Origin of the sequence: Corallococcus macrosporus, from assembly GCF_017302985.1 — a bacterium.
GTDB lineage: Bacteria > Myxococcota > Myxococcia > Myxococcales > Myxococcaceae > Corallococcus > Corallococcus macrosporus_A.
In genome coordinates this window covers 1437554-1457389 of sequence record NZ_JAFIMU010000007.1, presented here as the reverse complement: position 1 = coordinate 1457389, position 19836 = coordinate 1437554, and the positions used below count along the sequence as shown (strand labels likewise).

The 19836-nt window shown below is 71.9% G+C and carries 17 protein-coding genes; 6 read left to right on the top strand and 11 right to left on the bottom strand.

Annotated elements, in window-relative coordinates; genetic code table 11:
- Nucleotides 1-206 precede the first annotated feature (206 nt).
- Nucleotides 207-2348: a BTAD domain-containing putative transcriptional regulator gene (locus JYK02_RS18205; RefSeq protein WP_347402520.1), complete on the top strand. Its 2142-nt coding sequence runs from the start codon at nucleotides 207-209 to the stop codon at nucleotides 2346-2348.
- Nucleotides 2349-2351: 3 nt separating this feature from the next.
- Here the strand turns inward: JYK02_RS18205 and JYK02_RS18200 are convergent, their stop codons facing one another.
- The 3 genes from JYK02_RS18200 to JYK02_RS18190 form a co-directional block, all read right to left on the bottom strand.
- Nucleotides 2352-2639: a hypothetical protein gene (locus JYK02_RS18200; RefSeq protein WP_207052693.1), complete on the bottom strand. Its 288-nt coding sequence runs from the start codon at nucleotides 2637-2639 to the stop codon at nucleotides 2352-2354.
- 390 nt (nucleotides 2640-3029) lie between these two features.
- Entirely contained in the window at nucleotides 3030-3893 is an 864-nt protein-coding gene (locus JYK02_RS18195) for an N-acyl homoserine lactonase family protein (protein ID WP_207052691.1), read from the bottom strand.
- A 10-nt stretch (nucleotides 3894-3903) separates the two neighbouring features.
- Nucleotides 3904-5046 (bottom strand): esterase/lipase family protein, encoded by a 1143-nt coding sequence (locus JYK02_RS18190; RefSeq protein ID WP_207052688.1) that lies wholly within the window; start codon nucleotides 5044-5046, stop codon nucleotides 3904-3906.
- A gap of 130 nt (nucleotides 5047-5176) precedes the next feature.
- Between JYK02_RS18190 and JYK02_RS18185 the strand changes: the two genes are divergently transcribed.
- Nucleotides 5177-7255, top strand: coding sequence for a S46 family peptidase (locus JYK02_RS18185; RefSeq protein ID WP_207052686.1), 2079 nt, complete (start codon nucleotides 5177-5179; stop codon nucleotides 7253-7255).
- 96 nt (nucleotides 7256-7351) lie between these two features.
- Here the strand turns inward: JYK02_RS18185 and JYK02_RS18180 are convergent, their stop codons facing one another.
- Nucleotides 7352-8224, bottom strand: a complete 873-nt coding sequence (locus JYK02_RS18180) for a hypothetical protein (RefSeq protein WP_207052684.1) — start codon at nucleotides 8222-8224, stop codon at nucleotides 7352-7354.
- On the bottom strand, nucleotides 8221-9069 hold the full coding sequence (locus JYK02_RS18175; RefSeq protein ID WP_207052682.1) for a hypothetical protein: 849 nt from the start codon (nucleotides 9067-9069) through the stop codon (nucleotides 8221-8223). The genes JYK02_RS18180 and JYK02_RS18175 overlap by 4 nt, the downstream gene beginning before the upstream one ends.
- A 306-nt stretch (nucleotides 9070-9375) precedes the next feature.
- On the opposite strand from JYK02_RS18175, the gene JYK02_RS18170 reads away from it, so the two are divergent.
- Together JYK02_RS18170 and JYK02_RS18165 are read left to right on the top strand one after the other, a co-directional pair.
- Nucleotides 9376-9987 (top strand): adenylate/guanylate cyclase domain-containing protein, encoded by a 612-nt coding sequence (locus JYK02_RS18170; protein ID WP_207052680.1) that lies wholly within the window; start codon nucleotides 9376-9378, stop codon nucleotides 9985-9987.
- 38 nt (nucleotides 9988-10025) lie between these two features.
- Nucleotides 10026-10676 carry a glutathione S-transferase family protein gene (locus JYK02_RS18165; RefSeq protein WP_207052678.1) on the top strand — a complete coding sequence of 217 codons (651 nt, stop codon included), beginning with the start codon at nucleotides 10026-10028 and terminating at the stop codon, nucleotides 10674-10676.
- A gap of 1 nt (nucleotide 10677) precedes the next feature.
- On the opposite strand, the gene JYK02_RS18160 is transcribed toward JYK02_RS18165, so the two are convergent.
- From JYK02_RS18160 to JYK02_RS18150, 3 genes are all read right to left on the bottom strand, one after another.
- Complete coding sequence (locus tag JYK02_RS18160) at nucleotides 10678-11286, bottom strand: HAD-IA family hydrolase (RefSeq protein ID WP_207052675.1); 609 nt, start codon at nucleotides 11284-11286, stop codon at nucleotides 10678-10680.
- A gap of 18 nt (nucleotides 11287-11304) precedes the next feature.
- The gene (locus tag JYK02_RS18155; protein ID WP_207052673.1) at nucleotides 11305-13197 is read right to left on the bottom strand and encodes a methyl-accepting chemotaxis protein; all 1893 of its coding nucleotides are present in this window, start codon (nucleotides 13195-13197) and stop codon (nucleotides 11305-11307) included.
- Nucleotides 13198-13274: 77 nt separating this feature from the next.
- Nucleotides 13275-13712, bottom strand: coding sequence for a host attachment protein (locus tag JYK02_RS18150; protein WP_207052672.1), 438 nt, complete (start codon nucleotides 13710-13712; stop codon nucleotides 13275-13277).
- Between the two features lie 404 nt (nucleotides 13713-14116).
- Between JYK02_RS18150 and JYK02_RS18145 the strand changes: the two genes are divergently transcribed.
- Nucleotides 14117-15637: a serine/threonine-protein kinase gene (locus JYK02_RS18145; RefSeq protein WP_207052670.1), complete on the top strand. Its 1521-nt coding sequence runs from the start codon at nucleotides 14117-14119 to the stop codon at nucleotides 15635-15637.
- Complete coding sequence (locus JYK02_RS18140) at nucleotides 15615-16343, top strand: tetratricopeptide repeat protein (RefSeq protein WP_207052669.1); 729 nt, start codon at nucleotides 15615-15617, stop codon at nucleotides 16341-16343. Before JYK02_RS18145 ends, JYK02_RS18140 begins: the two co-directional genes overlap by 23 nt.
- A gap of 91 nt (nucleotides 16344-16434) precedes the next feature.
- Here the strand turns inward: JYK02_RS18140 and JYK02_RS18135 are convergent, their stop codons facing one another.
- The 3 genes from JYK02_RS18135 to JYK02_RS18125 form a co-directional block, all read right to left on the bottom strand.
- Nucleotides 16435-16971: an FHA domain-containing protein gene (locus JYK02_RS18135; RefSeq protein WP_207052668.1), complete on the bottom strand. Its 537-nt coding sequence runs from the start codon at nucleotides 16969-16971 to the stop codon at nucleotides 16435-16437.
- Nucleotides 16972-17060: 89 nt separating this feature from the next.
- The gene (locus JYK02_RS18130; RefSeq protein WP_207052667.1) at nucleotides 17061-17915 is read right to left on the bottom strand and encodes an ATP-grasp domain-containing protein; all 855 of its coding nucleotides are present in this window, start codon (nucleotides 17913-17915) and stop codon (nucleotides 17061-17063) included.
- Nucleotides 17916-17993: 78 nt separating this feature from the next.
- The gene (locus tag JYK02_RS18125; protein WP_207052666.1) at nucleotides 17994-19601 is read right to left on the bottom strand and encodes a serine/threonine-protein kinase; all 1608 of its coding nucleotides are present in this window, start codon (nucleotides 19599-19601) and stop codon (nucleotides 17994-17996) included.
- Nucleotides 19602-19836 lie beyond the last annotated feature (235 nt).

The following is a 19836-nucleotide window of genomic DNA, read 5'->3' as shown; positions in this document are numbered from 1 at the left end:
TCCCCCGTAGCTCGGTTGGATGGAGCGGCGGTTTCCTGAACCGCAGGCCGGCCCCCGCGCCCCGCGGTCCCAGCCGTTCCGTGGCCAGACGCTCATGCTGGAAAAACGCGGATGGCCCAGTATGCGGAAATCGCCCGGGCATTCTCCCCGTAGACTCCGGGGCGCAACGAAGCCGCATGACGGCGCGAGACCGTGGAGGGTGGCGGGTGGCTGGGACGCAATGGCGGGTGCAGGTGCTGGGGCTGGCGCAGCTGTGGGGCCCTGAAGGCCAGGGAGTGAGGTTGGAGCGGCGCGCCGCGGCGCTGCTGGCGTGGCTGGGGTTGCAGGGCCCTTCGTCCAAGTACGCCCTGGCGTCCCTCCTCTGGCCGGACTCCCCTCCCACCACGGCGCGCAACAACATGCGGCAGCTGCTGCGCCGCCTGCGGCTCGCCAGCGGTGGGGAGGCCCTGGTGGAGGGCGACACCGAGCGGCTGGCATTGGTGGCGCCGTCGAACGTGGACGTCGCCTGCCTGAAGTCCACCACCGAGGCCCGGGCCTATGCCCAGGCGCTGGAGTCCGTCGGGGCCGAAGGCGGCACGCTGCTGGACGGCTTCGACTTCGATGACTGCCCGGAGCTCGCGCGCTGGCTGGACGGGGCCCGCGCGGGCGTCGAGGGCTGGGTGCGCGAGGCGCGCGAGGCGCGAATCGGGCACCTGACGTCCGGGGGCGACTGGAGCGCTGCCCTGGGGCTCGCGCAGGCCTGGGCGCGCCAGGAGCCCGAGTCCGAGCTGGCCGGACGTCACCTCATCCGCCTGCTCTACCTGCAGGGAGACCGGGGCGCGGCGCTCGCGGCCTTCGAACAACTGCGCGGCGTGCTCGAGCGCGAGCTGGGCGTCACGCCCCTGCCGGAGACGCTCGCGCTGGTGCGGGAGGTGGAGAAGGGCACGCAGCGCCCCCACCCCACGGCGAGCCCGCGCCCGGCGCTGCCCCTGTCCGTCCTGCGCCCGCCGGTGCTGGTGGGCCGGGAGGCCGCGTGGCGGCAGTTGGAGGCCGGCTGGGAGGCGGGCCAGATGCTGTTCATCTCCGGCACCCCCGGCAGCGGCAAGACGCGGCTGGCGGAGGAGTTCGCGAACGCGAAGGGACGCTGGGGACGCGTCGAGGGGCGGGAAGGAGACAGCGACGTGCCGTTCGCCTCGCAGGCGCGCGCCTTCCGCACGCAGCTGGCGCGCTGGCCGGACGTGAAGCTGCCGGACTGGGTGCGCACCGAGCTGTCGCGCATCCTCCCGGAGCTGGGGGAGACGCGGCTGCTGCCGCCGCTGGACTCCGAGACCGGGATGCTGCGCTTCTACGACGCGGGCGCGGTGGCGCTCTACCTGCTCCACGAGCACGACGCCATCAGCATCGCGGACGACGTGCAGTACTGGGACGCGGCCAGCGCCAAGTCCTTCTTCTTCGCGCTCCCCCGGATGTTCGAAGCCGCCTCCAGGGGCGCCCAGCCCCTTCGCTTCATCGACTGCTACCGCCGGGGTGAGCTGCCCGCCCAGACGCGGGCCCACGTGGCGCGGCTCCTCGACGCGGGGCTGGCGCGTGTCGTGGAGCTGGAGGCGCTGACGGGCGAGGAGGTGAAGCACATGGTGGCGGCCATGGGGCTGCCCGGCGCGGAGGCGCACGCGGACAACCTCACGCGCTACACGGGCGGCAATCCCCTGTACGTGGTGGAGACCCTGAAGCACCTGCTGGAGACGGACTCGCTGCTCCGGGGCTGGCCCCAGCGGCTGCCGCCCCCGGACCGGGTGGGGCCCCTCATCCAATTGCGGCTGGAGCGGCTGTCCGCGCTGGCGCTCCAGTGCGCCCGGCTCGCGGCGCTGGCGGGCGCCTTCTTCCGCACGTCGCTCGTGCCCCGGGTGCTCCAGGTGACGGCGGCGGCCGCGCACGACGCGCTCGTGGAGCTGGAGTCGGCCCAGATCCTGTTGGGAGAGCGCTTCAGCCACGACCTGGTGATGGAGGCCGTGCGGGCCGGGATGCTGCCCGGGGAGGAGCGGGCGCTGCACGGCCGGCTCGCCACGGCGCTGGAGGAGGACGCGGCCCCCGCCATCCTCCTGGCCCACCACTGGATTGAAGCGGGGCGCGTGGAGCGGGGACTGCCGCACCTGCTGGCCTCGGCGCACTCCGATGAACAGGTGCTGCCACCGGAGCAGGCGGCGGACCACTACGCCCGGGCCGCCGCCCTCATGGTGGCCACGGGCCAGTTGGAGGACGCCGTGCGGGCGCGGGCCGCCGAAGCGCGCTGCCGCCTCCAGGCCTCCGCCGCCGGCCCCCACGTCCAGCCGACCTGGTCCGCCCGGGCTCCTGCCGGGAGGACGCGGTAGCCATCAGCCCTGGGCCAGCAGCGTGTCCAGGCGCTCGCGGTAGCCCCGGCTGAGCTTCAGCGTGGTGCGATCCCTCAGGATGACCGGGTGCTCCCCGTGGAGCAGCGGGCGCAGCTCCTGCACGCGCTGGAGGTTGAAGAGGGTGACGCTGCCGCGCACCAGCGGCGAGCGGGTGAGCACGGCCGTGGGCGGAATGGCGGCGCCCTTCACCTTCGCGCCCCGGTCGAGCGCCTGCTGACGCTGGGTGGCGTTCGGGCCATGTCCCTCCGCCACCACGAACTGTGCGCTCATGGTGGTGATGTCCTGTCCGACGAGGTCGCAGTCGTGGACCCACTCGTCCTGCAACCTGTCCACGGAGTGATGCCCTGAAGCGCCAGGGCGCCGATGACCGTCGTGCCGCAGCCTCGATTGCAAGGGATGGCTTCGCCCTTCAACCGCTCTCCGCGAGGTGCGCGCCCATGCGTGAGGGTCATGTCCGTGCGGCAGCCGTCTCGTCCACCTCGACGAGCGCTTCGGCCACCACGCGCCGCAGGGTCCACGCGTACTGCCAGCGCAGTGCCTCTACGGCCGAGCTATCGCTCTGCACTGGATGGAGTGACTCTTTTTTAGCGTCAGCCCCAAGCGGTGCGGCACTCGATTCACGGTCGCGTGGCCCACCCGCTTACCTCATTCAAGCTGGGCCTACTCCAGCGGCGCGGGGAACGCGGGCAGCGCGGCGAAGTCCTCGGGCACGTGCTCGCGGATGATCCGCGCGTGGGTGTCCCTGGCCAGGGCCTCCACGCGCTTCATGGACTCCAGCGTCTGCTCGCGGTTGGAATTGTAGACCGGCACCAGCCGCCGCTCGCGGGACTCGCGCAGGGGCCACAGGTCGCCGGTCAGCAGGACGGCACCGGACTTCGCCGTCTTCACCAGCAGCACGGTGTGTCCAGGCGTGTGCCCGGGGGCCTGGTGGATGGTGACGGCGCCGTCGCCGAACACGTCGTGGGCGGCGTCGCCTTCGATGCGCACGGTCTTCGCGTGCTCCAGGGCGCTGTAGTGGGGGACCTCCCCGCGCCGGTGGGCCTGTTCGGAGAAGGCGTTGTCACGCTCCTCCGCGTCCACGAGCCACGTCGAGCCCGCGAACAGGTTGGCGTTGCCCGCGTGGTCGAAGTGCAGGTGGGAGAAGGAGACGAACTCGATGTCCGCCGGTGAGAGCCCCAGCTCACCGAGCGAAGACGTGAGCTTCTTCTTCACCACGAAGTGCACGGGCTGCCCCTGCGGACGCATGCCGTCCGGCAGGTCCGCGATGCTCTCGGAGAGGCCGCTGTCCCAGAGCAGGTCCCCCTTCGGGTGGCGGATCAGGTAGCACGGGACGACGGTCTCCGCGGGCACGCCCTTCAGCGAACCGTCGTCCGCCATGAAGCCGGAGTCACCCAGCTCCACGCGGCCACAGTGGATGGCGTAGAGCTTCACGCCGGGCTCGGCCGTGGACGTCTGCACAGCGGGAGGTGTGCTGGCGCAGGCGGTGAGCGCGACACAGGCGGACCACAGGCGAAGGGTCTTCATGACGCGGAGGCTACCGCGCCGGCTCCTCTTCCATGAGGAAGTCGCCAATGGTCTTCCACATCGCCTCGAACTGGGGGCGGCGGAAGCCGGAGCCGGAGATGAGCCAGTCCACGTGCGGGGGCTGGTGCGCCGGCTGGTCGAAGTGGCCAATGGCATCCAGGTGGTCCGCGCGCACCGCCGCCAGCACGCGGCCGTACACCTGCGAGCGCGTGGGCACGATGCCGTCACACGCGGTGGGGCCGGGCATGGCGCCATAGGCCTGCACCAGCGCCGCCGTCTGCGCGGGCGTGTGCAGGGGCAGTTGCGTGAGCGGCATCCGCTGCGTCTGGCCGTACACGAACGCGTAGATGGTGTGCGTGAGCTGCGCGTACGGATCCAGGCCCGCGGCCAGGCGCGTGCGCAGGGACGGGGGCCGGGCCTGCGTCACCACGGAGCCGTAGCGCACGCCGGGCCGGTCATGCGTGCCGCCATTGAACAGGTCGATGCCCTCCGGCGTGAGCTGCGGGATGAGCGACGTGTCACGGCCCACGTCCCACAGGAACTTCGTCACCGCGTCGCGCCGCTCGCTGGAGAAGTCCCCCAGGAGCTGGTCGAAGAGCTGATCCAGCAGCGTCGCCTTCCAGCCCAGCTGATCATCCGCCCGCGCCATCAGGTGCCCGAAGCGGAACACCACGCTCAGGGGCAGCCGGCCGAAGCGCAGCACGTACATGGTGAACAGCGACAGGAGCTTCAGGAGCTGCTGGCCGAAGAGGCCCAGGAAGAACGTGGCCAGCGGCGTGCCCGCGTGGGGCGCGGACAGCGTCACCACCGTGCGCACGCGGCGCGCGAAGGGCTCCAGCTCCAGGGACTCAGACACCTGCGCGCCGGGGGAGACGAAGAGCCGGGCGTCCAGTCCGCCGGTGGAGTGGCCCACCAGGTGGATGGGGCCGTCGTCCCCGGAGGCCGTCTCGCTCACGGCCTTGAGCAGATCCGCGGTGCGCTGGCGGATGGAGGCCGTGGGGTGGGAGACGATCGTCACCACCTCCGCGTCGACTCCCCGGCGGGCGAGGTCCTGCTTCAGGAACTCGTACGCGTGGCCGAAGTAGAGGAGCTCGCCCAGGTTGGTGAACCCGAAGAAGCCGGGGACGAGGTAGACGTGGTGCTTCACGGACATGGGCTCGCCAGCATACCCCACGCTCCCGGGATGGGCTTGGAATACCCGGCGTCCCGAGCGGTTGACGCGCGCCCGGCCGCGTTGACAAAACCGGCCGTCCGTTTCCCCTACCCACGAAGGAAGACTCCCCGTGTACCGCAGACTGCTCGCGCTTGGCCTGCTGTCGTCCCTCCCCGCCGCGGCGGACGAGGGCATGTGGACCTACGATGCCTTTCCCGCCGCCCAGGTGAAGAAGGCCTACGGCTTCGAGCCCACGCAGGCCTGGCTGGACAAGGTGCGCCTGGGCTCCGTGCGGCTCGCGGGCGGCTGCTCCGCGAGCTTCGTGTCGCCGGACGGCCTGGTGATGACGAACCACCACTGCGTGCGCAGCTGCATCGAGGAGCTGACGACCGCGAAGGACGACCTCTTGGCGAAGGGCTTCCAGGCGAAGACGGCGAAGGAGGAGCGGCGCTGTCCCAAGATTGAAGCCAACCAACTGGTGGAGATGACGGACGTCACCGAGCGGATGAACACGGCGACGAAGGGCCTGTCCGGCGCCGCCTTCAACACCGCGCTCAAGAAGGAGATGGCCGCGGTGGAGGCCGCGTGCACCACCGGCGCGGACGTGCGCTGCGACGTGGTGACGCTCTACAACGGCGGCAAGTACCAGCTCTACAAGTACCGCCGCTTCCAGGACGTGCGGCTCGTGTTCGCGCCGGAGTTCTCCATGGCCGCCTTTGGCGGTGACGCGGACAACTTCAACTTCCCGCGCTACGGCTACGACGTGTCCTTCGTGCGCGTGTGGCAGGACGACGCGCCGGCGAAGAGCCCGGACTTCCTGCCGTGGGCGAAGGAGGGGGCGAAGGAGGGCGACCTCGTCTTCGTCTCCGGCCACCCGGGCGGCACGGAGCGCAAGAGCACGGTGGCGGAGCTGGAGTTCCAGCGCGACGTGGCGCTGCCCCAGACGCTGCTCCAGCTGGCGGAGATGCGCGGCGCGCTGCGCGAGTTCACCAGCGCGTCGCCGGAGCGCTACCGCGTGGCGCGCTCCAGCCTGCGCGGCGTGGAGAACGGGCTCAAGGCGCTGAAGGGCCGGCAGGAGACGCTGGCGGACCCCGCGGTGCTCGCGCGCAAGCGGCAGGAGGAGGCGGAGCTGCGCAAGCGCATCGACGCGAACCCCCAGGCGAAGGCGCTGACGCAGGGCATGTGGGAGGAGACGGCGCAGGCGCTGGACGCGTGGCGCCGGATGATGAACGACTACCGGATGAAGGGCGCGGGGGACGCGTTCCGCTCCGACCTGTTCTCCTACGCCCAGGCGCTGGTGCGCGCGGCGGACGAGCTGCCCAAGCCCAACGGGGAGCGCCTGCGCGAGTACACCGACGGCCAGCTCCCGGCGCTGAAGCAGCGGCTGCTGCGTGAGGCGCCCATTCCCGCGGAGCTGGAGGCGCTGACGCTGACGTTCGGCTTCAACAAGCTGCGCGAGACGCTGGGCGCGGATGATCCGTTCGTGCGCACGGTGCTGGAGAAGGAGGCCCCGGCGGACCTGGCGAAGGCGCTGGTGAAGGGCTCGAAGCTGGGCGACGTGAAGGTGCGCCAGGCGCTGCTGGAGGGCGGCAAGGCGGCGGTGGCCGCGTCGAAGGATCCGATGATCGTCCTGGCGCGCAAGGTGGACGCGGAGACGCGCGCGTCGCGCAAGCGCTACGAGGACACGGTGGAGGCGGTGCTCAAGCGCAACGGCGAGCGGCTGGCGAAGGCGTACCTGCTGGTGAACGGCACCGCGGGCGCACCGGACGCGACGTTCACGCTGCGGCTCAACTACGGGCAGGTGAAGGGCTGGGACGACAACGGCAAGGCCGTGCCCGCGCTGACCACGTTCGGCGGTGCGTACGGGCGTGACACGGGCAAGGAGCCCTTCAAGCTGCCGGCGCCGTGGGTGAAGGCGAAGGGCAAGGTGCCGGACGCGACGCCGCTGGACATGGCGACGACCAACGACATCATCGGCGGCAACTCGGGCTCGCCGGTGGTGAACCGCGACGGGCAGGTGGTGGGGCTCATCTTCGACGGCAACCTGCCGTCGCTCGGCGGCCGCTACCTCTACGTGCCGGAGACGCACCGCGCGGTGGCGGTGCACGGCGACGGCATCATGGCCGCGCTGGAGCACGTCTACGGCGCCACCCGCGTGGTCAACGAGCTGAAGGGCGCGCAGTCCGCGTCCGCCGCTCCGGCCCGCTAGGCCCCGGGAACCCGGGGCGGCCCACCGCCGCTCCATGCGGCCCGAACCTGTCCGACAGTCGGACAGGTTCGGGCAGGGCGACGCCGCCGGGAGGGCTCAGCGTCCCAGGGGCTTGCGTGCCCGGGCCGCCGCGGCCCTTCCGCCGAGGACCGCCAGCGGGTCACGCCCCAGCAGCCCTTCCTCCTCCAGCGCGGCGCGCACGGAAGGGATGTGGCCCCGGTGCGACTTGAAGCGCTGGAGGAACAGCCGCACCCAGTGCGCCGGCGGATCCAGCGTCCCCCAGACGCGGACATCGTTGCCCCAGGGATGCCGCTTCAGCGTGTCCAGGAAGGGGAGCACGTCGTGCGCGCCCAGCAGCGGCCGGTGCGGCGGAAGGATCCCGTCGCGGGGCCGGGACGCGACATTGCGGGGTGAGGCCGCCCAGGCGTGCCGCTCGCGCAGGAAGCGGTTGAAGGTGCGCTGGCCATCGGGTTGTTCCAACAGCCTGCGCAGCAGCCCGGCCTGCTCACCCCGGTCCCGCACTCTTCCCTTGTGGCGCCGGGCCAGGCACTTCCGGAGGCGCTGGCGCTGCTCGGCTTCGAACGGATCCTCGAAGGCGGCCGTGTTCTCCAGGTGGCTCAGCGCGTGCTCCCCGATGACGCTCTGGGGAAGGATACCGCGCACATGGCCCCAGCGCGCTTCCCATGGGAGGTCGCGCGTGCGGGCCGTGGCCCAGCGGATGAACGGGTTCACCTTGTCGGCCGAGCGCCGCCGGGACACCTGGCGGTGGATCGTCACCCCCTCCCATGGGGCCAGGGGCGGCGTGTCCCGCTCCAGGTCTCCGTGGCTCAGCCACGCGTCCAGCTCCTGCTGGACCTGCCTGCGCGCCGCACGGTGGATGCCCGCGCGAGCCCGGCGCGCGCCCTTGCGGTTCGTGCTCGGCAGCAGCGAGCGCGCCATCTGCCGGACCTTCTCGTCGGAGTGGATCATCGCCCGTGGGTCTTTCGTGGCCGCGCCGTGACGACACGCCTCAGCAGCCCTTCCGCCTCCAGCGCGGCGCGCACGGACGGGATGTGACCCCGGTGGGCTTTGAAGCGCTGGAGGAACCAGCGCACCCAGTCCAGCGGTGGCGTCAGCGTGCCCCACGTGTGGAAGTGCGAACCCCACGCGTTGGGCTGGAGCGAATCCAGGAAGGGCTCCACGTCGTGCACGCCGAGCAGCGGGCGGTGCGACGGCACCTGCGCGAGCTTGCGGTTCGCGGGGGATTCGCCGTTCAGCGTCCCCGTCACCGTGTAGCGCTCGCGCAGGTAGCGGTTGAAGGTGCGGTGGCCCTCGGGCTCCAGCAGGAGCGCGCGCAGGAGTCGCGCCTGTTCACCCCGGTCCAGCAGCGCGCCCTTGCGTTGCTGACGCTGGCGCAGCCAGTAGCGATTGCGCCACGCGGCTTCGACGGGGTCCTCGAACGCGGGCGTGCGCTCCAGGTGGCCCAGCGCGTGCTCGCCGATGACGCTCTTGGGCAGCAGGCCCCGCACGTGGCTCCGGCGGTGCTCGCGCGGCAGGTGGCGCGTGCGCGCGGTGGCCCAGCGGATGAAGGGCTTCACCTTGTCACCGCTCTGACGCCAGTTCACCTGCCGGCGGATGGCCGCGTCCTCCCACGGTGCGCAGGGCGGCACGTCCTCATCCAGGTCGTTGCACCGCAACCACAGCGCCAGCTCCTGGCGGACCTCCTTGCGGGCCGCACGATGGATGTGGGCTCGCGCGGCTCGCGACGCCTCCCGGTTCTTCGATGGCAGCAGCGAGCGCGCCATCTGCCGGACCTTCTCGTCTGAGTGGATCATCGTCCGCGGACCCTCCGTGGCCGGCGCGGACGTGGCGTGCGCCCATCACCTGACGCGCACTGGACGTCTCCCAACACCCCGCGTCGGGTGCAGGACAACCCCGACCCAGAACCTCGTGGGTGCTTGGTGCGCCGCGTCAGGAGGGCGCTACCGTGAGAGTGCGGATCTTCAGTCCGCCTCTGTCTTCGCACGGTTGCGTTCCCCGGAACGTCGCCGTCCGGGCGCCTTCCCGGGGTGGTTGGGAGCCGGCGCCCGTCGTGCGGTAGCATCACGGTCGTCTCACGCCGGGGGGAGGGAGGATGCACGATGGTGGTGGAGGCTCCGGAGCCCCGGACGATGTCGGCCATCATGTTCACGGACATGGAGGCCCCCGAAGGTCAACGCTGGCGGGATGAGTCGCTACAACAAGCGCTGCACGAGGAGCACGGTCAGCTGGTGCGCGGGTTGCTCGCGCGCCACGGTGGCCGCGAGGTGAAGCGGCTGGAGGAGGGCGGCTTCCTCCTGGAGTTCGAATCGGGCCTGCCCGCGGTCGCGTTCGCGCTGGAGTGGCGCGCCGCCGTGGACGCGCGCAACCGCGCCGTGCCCACCGAGCAGCGCGTGTCCGTCCGCGCCGGCGCGCACCTGGGCATGGTGGTGCACCGCGACGGCGACGTGTTCGGCGAGGGCGTCAACCTGGCGGCCCGCATCGAGTCCCTGGCGCGTCCGGGCACCGTCTACGTCAGCGAGACGCTGGCCGCGCAATTGGAGGGCCGCCTGAAGGCGCCGCCCGTGCGCCTGGGCCGCAACGAGCTGAAGAACATCCGGCTGCCGGTGGCGGTGTTCCGCATCGACTCGCCGAAGGAGGGCCGCAACGAGCGGGCGCTCCTGTCGCGCGTGCGTTCACTGCTGGGCCGTAAGCGGGCTCCCGCGGACGGTTGAGGTTCGTGGCCGGGCGCGCGGCGGTAAGGTGCCGCGCCATGTCCGAGCTCACCCTGGTCGTTGGTTCCAAGAACTTCTCTTCGTGGTCGCTGCGCCCCTACCTGGCCCTGGCCCACACCGGCCAGCCGTTCCGCGAGGTGGTGGTGCCGCTGGACACGCCGGAGACGGCGGCGCTCATCGCCATGCACTCGCCCAGCGGGCGGGTGCCCGTGCTCAAGCACGGCGACACCGTGGTGTGGGATTCGCTGTCCATCTGCGAGTACGTGGCGGAGGCCTTCCCGGAAGCGAAGCTGTGGCCGGAGGACCGCGCGGCGCGCGCGATGGCGCGCTCGGTGACGTCGGAGATGCACTCCGGCTTCACGGCCCTGCGCACGAACCTCCCCATGGACATCAGCGCGCGCAAGACGGTGCCGGGGCTGGACGCGCCGGGCGTGCACGCGGACATCGCGCGCATCCAGGGGCTGTGGGCGGGCTGCCGCGAGCGCTACGGAAAGGGCGGGCCCTTCCTCTTCGGCACCTTCAGCATCGCGGACGCGTTCTACGCGCCCGTCATCACCCGCTTCGTCACCTACGGCGTCCCGTTCCGCCCGGAGAACGCCGCGTACCGCGACGCGGTCCTGGGCCTGCCCGCGATGCTCAAGTGGACGGAGGCCGCCCGGTCCGAGCCGCCCCTGGCGCGCTACCGGTAGCTCACAGCCCCAGCGACTTGAGCTGCGTGTCGAACGTGGGCGCGTCCGTGAAGACGTGCCCGCGCAGCCCCAGCGCCCGCGCCGCGTCCACGAACTCCGGCAGGTCGTCGAAGAAGGCGGCCTCTTGCGGCGCGCAGCCGGCCTTCTCCAGCGCGAGCCGGTAGATGGCCGGCTCCGGCTTCACGTGCCCCACCTCACAGCTCATCACCAGCGCGTCGAAGCGCTGGAGCACGGGCAGCAGCGGCTTCAGATAGGCCACGTGCAGCGCGTTGGTGTTGGACACCAGCACCAACCTCACGCGGCCCGCCAGCCCCTCCACGCGCGGCAGCACCGCGTCGTGCACCGCGAAGTGGCTGCTCCACAGGGGCGCGAACTCCGCCATGGACAGGTCCACGCCCAGCGCGCCGCAGACGTCCTGACGGATGCCCTCCGCGTCCAGCAGGCCCCGGTTCGCCGCCGTCCACCCCGCGCCGGTGAGCCGCCTGGAGGCCTCTTGCGGCTCCAGCCCCGCCCGCGCCGCGAGGCGCGCGAAGAGCAGCGCGTTGTCGTGGAACACCAGCACGTTGCCCAGGTCCAGCAGCACGGCCTTCACGGCGGGGACGGCGGACACGAAGGGACGCTCCCGGTTTCAGATGCGGTAGGACCGCGCGACGCCTTCCATCTGGCCCGCGACTTCCTGCAGCCGCTTCGCCGCGCCGGTGGTGGACTTCAGGCTGGTCTGCGTCTCCGTCATCATGGAGGACAGGTCCGTCACCGCGCTGAAAATCTGCGCGATGCCCGCGTTCTGCTGGTTCACCGCCCCGGCGATCTGCCGCGCCGCCGCGGCGTTGTCCTGGACGATGGTGGCCAGCTCCTTCAGATGCTCGCCGCTGGTGCGCACCTGCTCCAGGCCCTCCGCGACGCTGGAGTGGCTCTGCTCGGTCATCTTCGCCGTGGAGATGATGGCGTGGCCCAGGTCCCCCAGGATGTCGCGCACCTTCTCCGTGGCCTGGATGGACTGGTCCGCCAGGTTGCGGATCTCCCGCGCCACCACGCTGAAGCCCTTGCCGTGCTCACCGGAGCGCACGGCCTCGATGGCCGCGTTGAGCGCGAGCATGTTGGACTGGTCCGCCAGGTCCTTCACCGTCTGGGTGATGCCGCCAATCTGCTGCGTGCGCTCGTTGAGCTGCACGATGCGCATGGCCATCTCGCCGGACTGCTCGTGCAGGCCCTGGAAGCCGCCCAGGCTGTCGCGGATGGCGACCTCGCCCGCGCGGCCCACCTCCTCCGCGCGCGCCGCCACGCCCAGCACCGTCTCCGCCTTCTCCGCGGCCAGCAGCGACGTCTGCTTGATCTCCTGCGCCGTCACCTGCGTCTCCTGGAGCGCGGCGGCCTGACGGGCCACGTTGCGCTCCTGGACCTCGGAGGCGAGGTTGAGCTCCGCCACCGTCTCGCTGAGGACGTGGGTGGCCTCCTGGAGGCTGGTGGCCGTCTCGCGCAGGTTCTTCATCATCTGCCCGAAGGCCTGGGTGAGCTCGCCCACCTCGTCGCGCCCCGCCTGGACCTCCATCACCTGCGTGAGGTCGCCTTCCTTCACCACGCGGCGGACCACTTCGCTGAGCGCGCGCAGCGGCCGGGTGATGCCGCGCGCCAGCATCCACGAGCCCAGCCCCACCCCCGCCACGAGCAGGGCGGCCAGCCCCAGCACCAGCTGGCGCATCTGGTTGAGGGGCGCGTAGGCCTCGTCCGGATCCAACTGGGCCAGGAACCTCCAGCCGTCCCCCACGTCGCGCACGTCCGAGCCGTTCACCGCGAGCACGGCCACGCGGCCCGTGTCGTCGTGCTCGCCCTTGCGCGTGTCGAACAGCGTCCGGCCATCCGCGCGCTGCAGCTCCAGGGAGAAGGTGTGGTGGCCGCGGTGCTGGGCCCGGGCGAGCGCGGGCTTCACCAGCTCCCCCACCTGGCCCCAGTCGAACGCCGCGAGCAGCACGCCCAGCCGCTGGCCGCGCTCGTCCATCACCGGCACCGCCAGGGGCAGCACCTGCACGTCGTAGATGGGGTCCACCTGCTCCACGCCCTCGGCGGTGGTGGCGCCGGCCTGCGCCTGACGGAACCACGCCGCCTGCCGCACGGCCTCCGCGCGCCCCCCGTACGCCGCCTTGAGGTCGGGCCGGCTGGCGGAGACCACCGCGCCGTCGTCGCTGAAGAGCACGATGCCGTTGAGGGTGAGGTAGCGCCGCTGCAGGAGCGCCAGCGTCGCGTCGCTGTCCGCGGCGTCCTTCGTGCGCAGCGCCTGGCGCAAAATGGGGTCCTCCGCCCAGCTGTGGGCGCTCGCCTCGCGCTCCGCCAGGGTGGACTCCAGCAGGTCCTTGAAGCCCTCCGCCTCCATGCGCAGCGAGGCGTCCAGCTGCGCCTCCGTCTGCTGGCGCATCAGCCGGTCCTGCAGCCCGGTCAGCGCCAGCAGCGGCACGCACGACACCAGGGTCATGTACAGCAGCAGCCGCCCACGCAGCGTCAGGGACGGCAGTTTGGAAGAAGGCATGGCACGCCGGCGCGAAGAAGAGGACCCGGGTTCCTATACCAGAACCCGGGCCCCGAACCCCCTGGCCGACTGGCCGCCTACAACACGGGCACCCGGTCAGGCAGGTCCCGCGCGGGCAGGTTGGAGTAGTCCGCGTCCAGGTCCAGCCGCACCCGCTGCTTCACGCGCGTGCTCAAGAGCCCCCGCAGCAGCCCCAGGAACCCCGGAGGCGCCGCGATGACCAGCTGGTCGAACATGTGCGAGTCCACGCCCCGGTCCAGCCGCGCGGAGAGCTCGCGCGCGAAGCGCTCGTGCTCCAGTTGCCGCCGGCCATCCGGCTCGTTCTCCGGCACCGGGCGGTGCAGCGTGCCCGCGTTGGGGTTGTCCGGCTGATTGAACAGGTCGACGGGCTTGGCCCGGCTCTCGTCATGCTGGAACTGCTCGATGAGGTCCCACTTCTCCGCCTTCGCATCCGTGGCGAAGAGCCGGGCGCGACTCGCGTTGGCCACCAGGATCCAGAGCCTCTTGTCCGCCATCTTCACGCCTCCTTGTCTCTTGAGGAGTGCGGACCCCCCCCGCCCCCGGCAAGCTTCCCCCAGCGAGCAGACTCCCCGCCGCGCGGAGTCCAGGCAGCCTGCCCGCCGCCCCCTTCCGGCCCGGGAACACTCCGCCTGTCCCCCGGTGCTGACGACCTCCGCCCACGTTGACCAACCGCATCCGAGCGGCGACCATCCGCGCGGGGGAACAGGACGGGAGTGGGCTGTATGGAGAAGTATTTCAATGTCCGTGGACAAGAGGTGCGCGGTCGCCGCACATGCCACCTGTCCACGTGCCGCACGGCCGGTGAATCGTCACGTGCCGAAAGTTTTTCCGTCTCTCGCGCGATAGATGCCCTCCCGTGGGTTGCAGGGTCGCCTCGCCATGGAAACCTGATCCCCCCATGGGCACCGACGACCTCCTCGCTCACACCGTGCTGTCTGACTCGGGTGATGCCGTGACCGACAGTGGCGGGATGCCGGCCGTGATGTCGCCCCCTGGACAGGAGGTCCAGGAGGGCATGGTGCTGGGGAACTACCAGCTGGAGAAGCTGCTGGGCGAAGGCTCCATGGGGCGCGTCTTCCAGGCGCGGCACGTGCGGCTGGGACGCCAGGTGGCGCTCAAGGTGCTCAAGCCGGAGCACGCGCGGGACAGCTCCTTCGTGCAGCGCTTCTTCCAGGAGGCGCGCACCGTCAATCAGATCAACCACGAGCACATCGTGGAGGTCTTCGACTTCGTGGACGAGTCGCCCGGGGGGCACGTCTACTGCGTGATGGAGCTGCTTCGCGGGCAGAGCCTGGCGGCGCTCCTGAAGGAGGAGGGGCTGACGCTGGAGCGCGTGCAGCGCATGGGCGTGCAGGTGTGCGCGGCGCTGGGCGCGGCCCATCAGGTGGGCGTGGTGCACCGGGACATCAAGCCGGACAACCTCTTCGTCACGCAGCGCTCCGGGCAGCAGGACTTCGTGAAGGTGCTGGACTTCGGCGTCGCGAAGCTCATCACCACGCAGACGGGCGTGAGCCTCACGGGCACGCTGGACGGCACCATCATCGGCACGCCGGCGTACATGGCGCCGGAGCAGGCCGCGGGGCTGCCGGTGGACGCGCGCGCGGACATCTACGCGGTGGGCAACATCCTCTACGAGATGCTCTGCGGCCACCCGCCCTTCCAGGCCTCCGCCTTCGGGCAGTTGGTGGTGCAGATCATCACCCAGCCGCCGCCGCCGCTGCCCACGCACCTGCCGTCCGGGGAGCGCGTGCCCGCGGAGCTGGCGGACCTGGTGATGCGCTGCCTGGCGAAGGAGCCGGAAGCCCGGCCGCAGCACCTGGCGGAGGTCACCACGTCGCTGCTGCTGATGCCCACCGCTCCGGCCGCCGCGCCGCGCATGGAGGCGCTGGTGGAGGAGGCCGAGCGGCCCACCCTGCGCATGAAGGTGCCGGGCATGCTGCGCGACCGGCGCATCCAGGTGTCGGTGGGGCTGGCGGCGCTCGCGCTGGTGTCCGGCATCACGACGTGGACGGGCCTGCGCTCGATGCGCGCTTCCAGTGATGCGCAGGCTCCGGCGGCGGTGGCGGTGGCCGCTCCGGGCGCGGCGCCGGTCGCGGGCGCGATGGACGCGGTGACGCTGACGGTGCACTCGTCGCCGCCGGGCGCGAAGGTGGTCCGCGTGGACACGGGCGAGGAGCTGGGCACCACGCCGCTGACGAAGGCGCTGACCCGGCAGGCGGTGCCGCCACAGTTGCGCGTCGAACTGACGGGCTACGTTCCGCTGGAGCGGGCGGTGGAGCTGAAGCAGGGTGCCGCCGCCGCCGAGTTGACCGTGCCGCTCGTGAAGGCGAGCGCGGGACCGCGCCGCGCTCCCGCGCGCGCGCCGGGCCGCAAGGGAGGAAGCAGGGATGCGGTCATTGATCCGTTCTCGTCGCAGTGAGTCCCGGGCGCTGAGCCTGGGGCTCGTGCTCGCGCTGGGGACGCCGTTCCCGGCGGTGGCGCAGGCGGCGGACGCGACGGCGGCCACGGCGTCGGAAGACCAGGCGCGGGAGAAGTTCTCCGAGGGCAACCTGGCCTACGACCTGGGCGAGTTCGACCGGGCGCTCAAGGCCTTCAGCGAGGCGTACCGCCTCAAGCCGCTGCCCGCGTTCCTCTTCAACATCGCGCAGTGCCACCGGCAGCTGAACAACCCGTCGCGCGCGGCCTTCTTCTACCGGCGCTACCTGGCGCTGTCGCAGGGGGAGCCCGCGAACGCGGACGTGGTGCGCGAGCTCATCGCGGAGATGGACACGAAGGCGCGCGTCCAGGAGGAGCAGCGCCGGGAGCGCGAGCGCTTCGCGCGGGACCGCGACCTGCAGCGGGCGCGGGAGCAGGCCGCGCTGGCGGAGGCCCGCGCCAACGAGGCGAGGCTCGCCTCCACGGCGACCCCGGCCGCCGCGCCGGAGAGGAACGGGGCCTCCGAGGCCCTGGCCATGCAGGTGCCGGAGGCGTCCGTGAAGACGGAGGCCAGCCCGTCCAAGCCGTGGTCGCGCCGCTGGTACGTCTGGGCGGGCGCGGGCGCGGTGGCGCTGCTCGCGGGCGGCGCCGTGTGGATGGCCACGGCGCCCAATCCCCGGGACACGACGCTCGGCACCGTGGGGCGTTAAGGCGCCCGGAGCGCCGCGTTGACGCCACGGCCCGGGGCGGCACGTGCCCCGGCGCCAGCATGGCGGCTTCAGCGCGCCAGCGCCGGGGGCTTCAGCGCGGCGGCGGTGTGGCGGCGGCCTGCGCCAGCACCTGCGCGGCGATGCGGCCGATGCGCGCGTGGAACGACGGGGCGTCGTGGAAGGTGAGGCGCACGTCGCCCACCTTCAGCTCGTCGCCCGTGCTCAGGAGGCGCGGCTGCTCGGCCTCCAGCGGCTCGCCGTTCACCGTCACCGGCCGGGACTGCGCCAGCCGCTCCACCTTCCAGCCGCCTTCCGGCGTGGGGTGCAGGGCGAACTGCTCGCGCGACACCGTGGCGTCGTTGACCACGAAGGTGTTGTGCGACGCGCGCCCCAGCTTGAGGGGGCCGCGGTCCGCCACCCCCATCAGCTCGAAGCACAGCGCGTCGCCCGCGGGCAGACAGTCGCGCAGGTCCATCATGGGCAGCCGCGTGGCCGCCACGTTCTGCTCCTCGGGGACGTTCCACGCGCCCGCCTCCCACACCAGCCACGCGTGCGGGTACTTGGCGTTGAACTTCTCCTGGAGTGCCATGTGCTGCCGGATGAGCAGCGAGAGCAACAGGGCTCGCATATCTCCCGTCATAACCCCATCCGCCGCCCCCGCGTCGCCCGGATGGCTTCCCAGGTGTCCACGAGTGGGCGAATGGGGCCGCCCACTGCCTACAACCGGGCGACCACGGCCCGGGCCATCCGCTCCGGCGCGCCCGCGTCCATGGGCAGGAAGAGGCACGGCTCCGTCACCTCCACCTCCTGCAGCCGCGTGCGCCCCTCGTTGTCCGTGGCCACGTCCACGCGCGCGTACAGCAGCCGCGCGCCCCCGGACGCCTCCATCACGTCGTGCGCCAACCGCTGCTCCGCCGCGTCCTCCGGCGTGAAGCCGTGCGGCTCCGCGAAGCCCCGGGGCGCGGTGGTCAGCGTGGGCGGGCGGCGCACCGCGTGGCTGAAGACGCCGTTGAAGAAGATGTACGAGCGCTCGCCCTCCGTCTCGAAGGCGCGCAGGTAGGGCTGCACCATCACGTCCCCCTCCCTGGCCAGCTCCGTCACCTGCGCGCTCGCGGCGTCCCACTCCTCACGCCGCAGGATGAAGGTCTTCATCCCGCCCGCCGCCACCGCGGGCTTGAGCACCACCGCGTCCCAGCCGCGCTCGCGCGCCGTCGCCGCCACGTCCAGCGTGCCGCCGGGCGGCACCCAGACGGTGGGCGTCAGGGGCAGGCCGCGCGCCTCCAGCGTCTTGAGGTAGGCCTTGTGCGTGTTCCACCGGAGCACGTCCGCCGGGTTGAACAGCCGCGTGACGCTGCCCACGCGGTCCGCCCAGGCGACGAACTCCTCGCGGCGCAGGTGGCTGTCCCAGGCGTTGCGCACCACCGCGGCGCGCACGCGGCTCCAGTCCACGTCCGGGTCGTCCCAGCGGATGGGCTGCGCGTCCAGCCCCAGCGCCCGCAGCGCGGGCACCAGCGGCGCGTCCAGCGGGTGGAGTTGCGGCAGTCCGGCGTAGGTGATGACGGCGATGTCCAAGGCGGAGGGCTCCCGGCAGGAGGAAACGCGCCGCGTTCTAACGCGCTCCCGGGGCCCGCGCAGCCTGTGCCTTCCACGTCAGGCCGAGCGCACCACGGCCGGCTTGTCCACGGCCACCGTCTCCACGGTGTCCACGTTCAGCTGCTCCGCCAGCGTCTTCGCCTCGCGCGCCACCCGCGCCAGCTCCGCCTGGCCATGGGGGAAGGGGGCCGCGGGGCCGTCCAGCGCCAGCAGCTGCTGACGCAGCGTCGCGCCGTCGGGCGTGCGCCGGGCCGGGTCCTTCTGGAGCAGCTGCATGACGATGAGGTCCAGCGCCAGCGGCACGGCGGGGTTGAGCTGCGAGGGCGGGACGACCTCCTGGTCCACCGCCGCGCGCAGCAGCACCTCCTCCGAGTGGCCGCTCAGCGCGCGCCGGCCGGTGAGGGCCTCATGCAGCGTGAGCCCCAGGGCGAAGAGGTCCGCCCGCCCGTCGATGTCCTTGCCCATGGCCTGCTCCGGCGCCATGTAGCCCAGCTTGCCGCGCACGCTGCCGGCCACGGTGAGGTTCGCGCGGACCGCGTCGCGCGCGATGCCGAAGTCCGACAGCTTCACCTCGCCGATGCGCGACACCAGGATGTTGGGCGGGTTCAGGTCGCGGTGGACCAGCCGCAGCGGGACGCCGTCCGCGCTGGTGCGACGGTGCAGGTAGTCCAGCGCGGACGCCAGCTCCGCGGCCAGGAAGGTCGCGGCGGACACGGGCAGCGGCCGGCGGTTGCGCGGCCTGAGCAGCGCGCTCAGGGGCAGGCCGTCCACGTACTCCATGGCCAGGAAGTAGGTGCCGCCGTGGCGGCCCAGGTCGAACACCTGGACGATGTTGGGGTGGTAGAGCGACGAGCACAGCTCCGCCTCGCGCCGGAACATCGTCACGAAGGCCGCGTCGTCCGCGTACGACGGCAGGATGCGCTTGAGCGCCACCTGCTTCTCGAAGCCGCCCTCCGGCGAGTACGTGGCCCGGTACACCTCCGCCATGCCGCCCGCGCCCAGCCGTTCGTGCAGCACGTACTTGCCCATGACCTCCTGCTCGCGCAGCGCCGCCAGCGCGCTGCGCGTGCGCTCCAGGAAGTGCCGCGCCAGCGTGGCCGTCAGCGCGCCCGTGGCCACGAAGAAGAACGCGCGCACGCAGATGAACAGCGGCGCCAGCGTCACCAGCGGCTGATCCGGCAACAGCGGCCGCACGAAGCCGAAGTAGAGCGCCAGGTACTCCGCCGCCACCAGCGCGCCCGCCGCCAGCCCCAGGCGCGGGTTGCTGCGCAGGCCCGCCAGCGTCACCAGCGTGCCCCAGATGACCAGCGTGGGCGCGGTGAGCGCGTAGACGGGGCCCTGGTAGCGCAGGTCGAACGTGAGCACCACCGCCGGGATGCTCACTTCAATGAAGACGTTGAGCCACGGGATGGCCGGGTGGAACGCGCCGGAGCGCAAGACCCACCACATGCACGCGTAGTAGCCCGACAGCACCGTCGACAGCCCCATCAACGCGAACGTCAGGTCCCAGCCCATCGCGGGGCCGAGCGCCGCGGCCACCACCACGCAGATGGCGGACAGGATGCTCATGAAACGCGCCACTGACAGCTCGCGCGTCTGTGCGTCGCGGCGCAGGTGCGCGTCCAGGAAGCGCGACACGGTGCTGGATGGATTCCGGGTGATCATGTCCCCCCCACTCTAGAACGTGGCAGGACGCGTCATCCGCCTGCTCCCCCACACGTTGGGTGTGCTCCTACCACACCTCCCGCCACACGGAAGGCCCTTGGAGCCCCACGAAGTGGACTTCACGGGTCAGGTATCGCTGAAATGTTGCACCCACGTCCTACGCCGCGTGCGAGGCACGGGGGGCTTTCACGTCACACCGTCTCTTCCTTCACGGCACTGCCTTCGGGCAGGAGGC

Coding starts and splice junctions, on each gene's coding strand:
- JYK02_RS18150 (WP_207052672.1), bottom strand. CDS start 13,712: ATGGCGGACAAGAGGCTCTGGATCCTGGTGGCCAACGCGAGTCGCGCC.
- JYK02_RS18135 (WP_207052668.1), bottom strand. CDS start 16,971: ATGCGAGCCCTGTTGCTCTCGCTGCTCATCCGGCAGCACATGGCACTC.
- JYK02_RS18125 (WP_207052666.1), bottom strand. CDS start 19,601: ATGATCACCCGGAATCCATCCAGCACCGTGTCGCGCTTCCTGGACGCG.
- JYK02_RS18180 (WP_207052684.1), bottom strand. CDS start 8,224: ATGATCCACTCCGACGAGAAGGTCCGGCAGATGGCGCGCTCGCTGCTG.
- JYK02_RS18175 (WP_207052682.1), bottom strand. CDS start 9,069: ATGATCCACTCAGACGAGAAGGTCCGGCAGATGGCGCGCTCGCTGCTG.
- JYK02_RS18170 (WP_207052680.1), top strand. CDS start 9,376: ATGGTGGTGGAGGCTCCGGAGCCCCGGACGATGTCGGCCATCATGTTC.
- JYK02_RS18145 (WP_207052670.1), top strand. CDS start 14,117: ATGGGCACCGACGACCTCCTCGCTCACACCGTGCTGTCTGACTCGGGT.
- JYK02_RS18165 (WP_207052678.1), top strand. CDS start 10,026: ATGTCCGAGCTCACCCTGGTCGTTGGTTCCAAGAACTTCTCTTCGTGG.
- JYK02_RS18155 (WP_207052673.1), bottom strand. CDS start 13,197: ATGCCTTCTTCCAAACTGCCGTCCCTGACGCTGCGTGGGCGGCTGCTG.
- JYK02_RS18200 (WP_207052693.1), bottom strand. CDS start 2,639: ATGAGCGCACAGTTCGTGGTGGCGGAGGGACATGGCCCGAACGCCACC.
- JYK02_RS18190 (WP_207052688.1), bottom strand. CDS start 5,046: ATGTCCGTGAAGCACCACGTCTACCTCGTCCCCGGCTTCTTCGGGTTC.
- JYK02_RS18195 (WP_207052691.1), bottom strand. CDS start 3,893: ATGAAGACCCTTCGCCTGTGGTCCGCCTGTGTCGCGCTCACCGCCTGC.